General features: G+C 63.1%; 5 protein-coding genes. 1 reads left to right on the forward strand and 4 read right to left on the reverse strand.

Translation table 11 applies throughout. From position 1 onward, the window contains the following. A partial coding sequence (locus IV091_RS14490) for a class I tRNA ligase family protein (protein WP_293469931.1) occupies window positions 1-1,624 on the reverse strand: 1,624 nt, incomplete at its 3' end. Window positions 1,625-1,730: 106 nt separating this feature from the next. Next, complete coding sequence (locus tag IV091_RS14495; RefSeq protein WP_293469932.1) at window positions 1,731-2,741, reverse strand: bifunctional riboflavin kinase/FAD synthetase; 1,011 nt, start codon at window positions 2,739-2,741, stop codon at window positions 1,731-1,733. Between the two features lie 141 nt (window positions 2,742-2,882). On the opposite strand from IV091_RS14495, the gene IV091_RS14500 reads away from it, so the two are divergent. Next, a complete protein-coding gene (locus IV091_RS14500) occupies window positions 2,883-3,440 on the forward strand; it encodes an HNH endonuclease (protein ID WP_293469933.1) in 558 nt (185 codons plus the stop codon). A 21-nt stretch (window positions 3,441-3,461) separates the two neighbouring features. Here the strand turns inward: IV091_RS14500 and IV091_RS14505 are convergent, their stop codons facing one another. Then, entirely contained in the window at window positions 3,462-4,577 is a 1,116-nt protein-coding gene (locus IV091_RS14505) for an acyl-CoA dehydrogenase family protein (protein ID WP_293469934.1), read from the reverse strand. A 27-nt stretch (window positions 4,578-4,604) separates the two neighbouring features. After that, window positions 4,605-5,323: acyl-CoA dehydrogenase family protein (locus IV091_RS14510; protein ID WP_293469935.1), on the reverse strand; the 719-nt coding region annotated here is incomplete at its 5' end.

Raw genomic sequence — 5,323 nt, forward strand, 5'->3', positions numbered from 1 at the left:
CGCCAATGATGGATTCGGCGCTGGCCTTGCTCCAGGCCTCGATGCCGCCGGCCTGCACCATGGCTGCCGCCTGGTCCATGATCTCCATGGTGCGGGGGTGCAGCTCGCCGGTGGCGGTATGGATGAAGAAGGGCAGCGGCACGCCCCAGTTGCGCTGGCGGCTGATGCACCAGTCGGGCCGGCCGGCAATCATGCCCTGCAGGCGCAGCTTGCCGTTTTCGGGGTAAAAGCTGGTTTCCTCGATGGCGGCCAGGGCCAGCTGGCGCAGCGTCTTGGCGGCCTTGTCCTTGGGGAACACGCCTTGCGTGCCGGCGGTTTCGGCATCCATGCGGATGAACCACTGGGCCGCGGCACGGTAAATCACCGGCGTCTTGTGGCGCCAGCAGTGCGGGTAGCTGTGCGTGATGTTTTCGGTGGCCAGCAGGCGGCCGTGCTCGCGCAGCGTTTCAATGACGAGCGGGCAGGCTTTCCAGATGTTGAGCCCGCCAAACAGCGGCAACTCATCGACGTAGCGGCCATTGCCCTGCACCGGGTTCAGGATGTCGTCGTAGGCGATGCCGTTGGCCACGCAGGAGTTAAAGTCTTCCACTCCGTAAGCAGGCGAGGAATGCACCAGGCCCGTGCCGTCGTCGGCGGTCGCGTAGTCGGCCAGAAACACCGGGCTCAGGCGCCGGTAGCCGGCATCCACGTCATGCAGCGGGTGCATGAAGTTCAGCAGCGCCAGGTTCTTGCCCAGCGTGGTCGCCACTACCGTGCCCGTGAGCTGATAGCGCTCCAGGCATTTGTCGACCAGCACGGCCGCCAGCACGAGCAGGCCGCGTTCGGTGTCGACCAGCGCGTACTCGAGTTCGGGGTTCAGGTTCAGCGCCTGGTTGGCCGGTATGGTCCATGCGGTGGTGGTCCAGATCACGGCAAAGGCGTCTTTGGCGAGGCTGTCCAGACCAAAGGCGGCGGCCAGTTTCTCGGGCTCGGCGCATTTGAAGGCTACGTCCAGCGTCTGCGATTTCTTGTCGGCGTATTCGATTTCAAACTCGGCCAGCGATGAGCCGCAGTCGAAACACCAGTACACGGGCTTCAGGCCGCGGTAGACAAAGCCGCGTTCCATGATGCGTTTGAGGGCGCGGATTTCATTCGCTTCGTTGCCGAAATCCATGGTGCGGTAGGGGTTGTCCCATTCGCCCAGCACGCCCAGGCGCTTGAAGTCGGCCATCTGGCCGGCGATCTGCTCGGTGGCAAAGGCGCGGCTTTTTGCCTGCACCTCGTCGCGCGGCAGGCTGCGCCCGTGCAGCTTTTCGATCGCGTTTTCAATTGGCAGGCCGTGGCAGTCCCAGCCCGGCACATAGACAGCGTCCAGGCCCTTGAGCTGGCGCGCCTTGACGATCATGTCTTTGAGCACCTTGTTGACGGCGTGACCGATATGAATCTTGCCGTTGGCATAGGGCGGGCCGTCGTGCAGCACAAATTTGGGCGAGCCGCTGCGCGCGTCGCGCAGTCGCTTGTAGAGCCCTTTGTCTTCCCAGTTCTTGACCCAGCCAGCCTCGCGCTTGGGCAGGTCGCCGCGCATCGGGAAGGGGGTGTCGGGCAGGTTCAGGGTGCTGCGGTAATCGGTTTTTTGGTCAGACATGGGTGCTTTTGTTGGCGGCTGGCTGAAGCAGCGAAAGCCGCGGAAAAATGGGTGGAGGGGTTGTTTGCCAGCGGGCATGCAGGCGACAGCCGGGCGACGAGATCGTCTAAATTCGGTCGCGCGTGGTCTGGCGGCTGGTTTCGGTGTGCATGGCGGCAAAAAATGACCGCGCATCGTCGCAGTCCTTGGCTATGCCCGCTTTCAGGCTGTCCAGACCGTCGTACTTCAGTTCGTCGTGCAGTTTGTGTAACAGTTCCACGCGAATAATTTTACCGTACGCCCCTTCGGGGCCCAGGTGCGCCGGCCATTCGAGGCAATGGGTTTCCAGCAGCACGCGCCCGCCGTTGACATCGGACGGGTCGAGCGAAGGCCTGATGCCCAGGTTGGCGACGCCAGTCAGGGGCTGCGCGTCCAGGCCATGCACTTGCACGGCGAAAATCCCGCTGGCGGCCGGGTTCCAGTGCGAAAACCGCAGGTTGAGCGTGCGAAAGCCCAGGTTCCGGCCCAGTTTGCGCCCATGCACCACATGGCCCGAGATGCTGTACGGCCGCCCGAGCAGGCCGGCGACGCGCGCCATGTCGCCGTGCGCCAGTGCCTGGCGCACGGCCGAACTGGAAACGCGGTTGCCATGCACTTCGTAGCTGTTCATGCGGGCCACGTCAAAGCCCTGGCGCTCGCCGGCGACGTCCAGCATGGCGTAGTCGCCGGCGCGCCTGGCGCCAAAGCGAAAGTCGTCGCCCACCAGCACATACTGCGCGCCCAGTCCCTGCACCAGCACGTCCTGAATAAAGGCTTCCGGCGACAGCGCTGCCAGCCGCGCATCAAAGGGCAGCACCACGCACTGGTCAATGCCGCAGCGCACCAGTTCGGTCAGCTTGTCGCGCAGCGTGGCAATGCGCGCAGGCGCCAGCTCGGGCTTGCGGGCGAGCGCCGCGAAATAGTCGCGCGGATGCGGCTCGAAGCTCATCACGCAGCTGGGCACGCCGCGGTGCTCGGCCTCATTCTTGAGCAGCGCCAGCATGGCCTGGTGGCCACGGTGAACGCCGTCGAAATTGCCAATGGTCAGGGCGCACTGCGGCGCCAGTTGGGGGTGTCGGTAGCCGCGAAAGACTTTCATGGGCGCAATTATCGTTTCTATAGCGGCAGTGTCCGGCCTGGATGCGCTGGCAGCGGTTTAGTCATGCCAGTTTCGTGATTTCACTGTATATTGACTCATTCACCGCTCGACACCGTTTTTCCATGTTCATGGAGGTTCGTTTTGAAGGTCCTGAAACTCTCCGCCCAAGGCTTGCCGCAATCCTGGATCAGCCTCGAAGAGGCCGTGCTGCATTACGCGACGAACGAAGTGCGCTGGGAGATGGGCGCGCGCATTGCCACCTTTCACGGTGGCCACAACGCCGTCACGGGCCAGCAGTCCATCATCACGGTCAACAGCATCATTGGCACCCGGGGCGTGCCCAGCATCAATCCGTTCGAGCTCAAGCCGGGTCTTACCAACAGCAAGCTGTTTTCACGGGACCGCAACGTGTGCGCTTACTGTGGCGGGCATTTTCAAGAGGAAGATCTGACGCGCGAACACATCATCCCGTTTGCCCAGAACGGCGTCGACATCTGGATGAACGTGGTGACCGCCTGCCGTCCCTGCAACCACCGAAAAAGCCACCGCACGCCCGAGCAGGCCGGCATGCCGCTGCTGTATACGCCCTATGTGCCCAGCCTTTGGGAAGACTTCATCTTGCGCAACCGCCGCATCCTGGCCGACCAGATGGAGTTCCTGATGTCGCACTTGCCCAAGACTTCTCGCCTGTACGCCTGAGTTTCAGACGATTCAGTCGGTTCAGGCAAACACGCCCGCCGTGTCCTGCATGCGCGCCGACACCTCGCCCAGGTGGTGCAGCGTGTCGCCAAACGTCATCTCCAGCTGGGTCAGCTTTTTGAAATAGTGGCTCACGATGTACTCGTCGGTCACGGCAATGCCGCCATGCAGCTGAACCGCCTGCTGGCCGACAAAACGCATGGCCACCCCCAGCTGGTACTTGGCCCGGGCCAGCGCGCGGCGCCGTTCCTCGGCCGGTGCATTGAGCTTGAGCGACGCGTAGTAGCTCATGGAACGGGCCAGTTCCAGCTGCATCTTCATGTCGGCCACGCGGTGGCGCAGCGCCTGAAAGCTGCTGATGGCGACGCCAAACTGCTTGCGGGTGTTCATGTACTCCACCGTGACTGCCAGCGTTTTGTCCATCACGCCGATAGCTTCGGCGCAGGTGGCGGCAATGCCGATGTCCACCGCATGTTCCAGCGCGCTCAGGCCATCGAGCGTGATCAGGCTGGCCGGCGCATTCTCAAGCATGACTTCTGCGGCGCGCGCGCCGTCTTGCGTGCCGTAGCCCCGCGTGGTGACGCCTGCGGCCGTGCGTTTGACCAGAAACAGCGCCATCTTGCCGTTGGCCAGGGCGGGCACGATGAAGGCGTCGGCCTGGTCGCCAGCCGGCACTATGCTTTTGGTAGCTACCAGCGTCCATCCTTCATGGGCTGGAGTCGATTTTGCCTCACATTTTTCAAACTTGTAGCGGGCCGCGCGTTCCTGGTAGGCCAGCACCACCAGGCGCTCGCCCGAGGCAATGTTTGACAGCCAGGCGTCCTGCATGGCGGCCGGCGCGTAGCCCGACAGCACGCCGCCCGCGATCAGCGTCTGCGCCAGCGGCTCCAGCACCAGGCCGCGCCCGAGTTCTTCCATCACGACCATGCCTTCAACCGGGCCCATGCCGAGCCCGCCCTGGGCCTCGGGAATGTAGACGCCCGCCAGGCCCAGGTCGGCCAGCTGGCCGTAGGCCTCGCGGGAAAATCCACCAGCCTGCGTAATGCCGCGGCGGCGCTCGAAGGTGTAGCCCTTGTCCACCCACTTGCGTGTGGCGTCGCGCAGTTGTTCCTGCTCGTCTGTGAAATCAAAATCCATGATGCGTGTCCTTTAAATCTTGTTCCATCAGCCGAGCACGAATTGCGACACGATGTTGCGCTGCACCTCGTTGGAACCGCCGTAGATCGTGGTTTTTCGCATGTTGAAGTAGGTCGAGGCCAGCGGCGCATTGCCCAGCGCCGCGCCCGGAAAATCGCCTTGCCAGCCCGCTTCCATGGCCTCGTGAATCAAGGGCAGGCTGAACGGGCCGGCGGCCAGCATCATCAGCTCGCTGTAGCGCTGTTGGATTTCGCTGCCGCGAATTTTCAGCAGGCCCGCGATGTCCAGCGAGTTCCTGCCCGATTTTTCAGCCGACAGCACGCGCAGCACCAGCATTTCAAGCGCCACCACGTCGACTTCTAGCTTGGCGATTTCGTCGCGGAAACGCAGGTCGTCGTAGACGTTTTCGGCTTTGGCAATGCGCTTGAGGCGCTCCAGTTCGCGCTTGGTGCGGTTCACGTCGGCAATGTTGGTGCGCTCGTGGCTGAGCAGGTGCTTGGCGTAGGTCCAGCCCTTGTTTTCCTCGCCAATCAGGTTGCTGGCCGGCACCTCCACGTTGTCAAACCAGACTTCATTGACTTCGCATTCGCCATCCAGCAGCTTGATGGGGCGCACGGTGACGCCGGGCGACTTCATGTCGATCAGCAGGAAGGAAATGCCGGCCTGCGGCTTGCCTTCCGTGCCGGTGCGGACCAGGCAGAAAATCCACTCGCCGTACTGGCCCAGCGTGGTCCAGGTCTTCTGGC

Origin of the sequence: Polaromonas sp. (assembly GCF_018780625.1) — a bacterium.
Taxonomy (GTDB): domain Bacteria; phylum Pseudomonadota; class Gammaproteobacteria; order Burkholderiales; family Burkholderiaceae_C; genus Polaromonas.

Bases quoted from the DNA above. Each gene is read 5' to 3' on its own strand.
- IV091_RS14505 (WP_293469934.1), bottom strand. From the start codon at position 4,577: ATGGATTTTGATTTCACAGACGAGCAGGAACAACTGCGCGACGCCACA.
- IV091_RS14495 (WP_293469932.1), bottom strand. From the start codon at position 2,741: ATGAAAGTCTTTCGCGGCTACCGACACCCCCAACTGGCGCCGCAGTGC.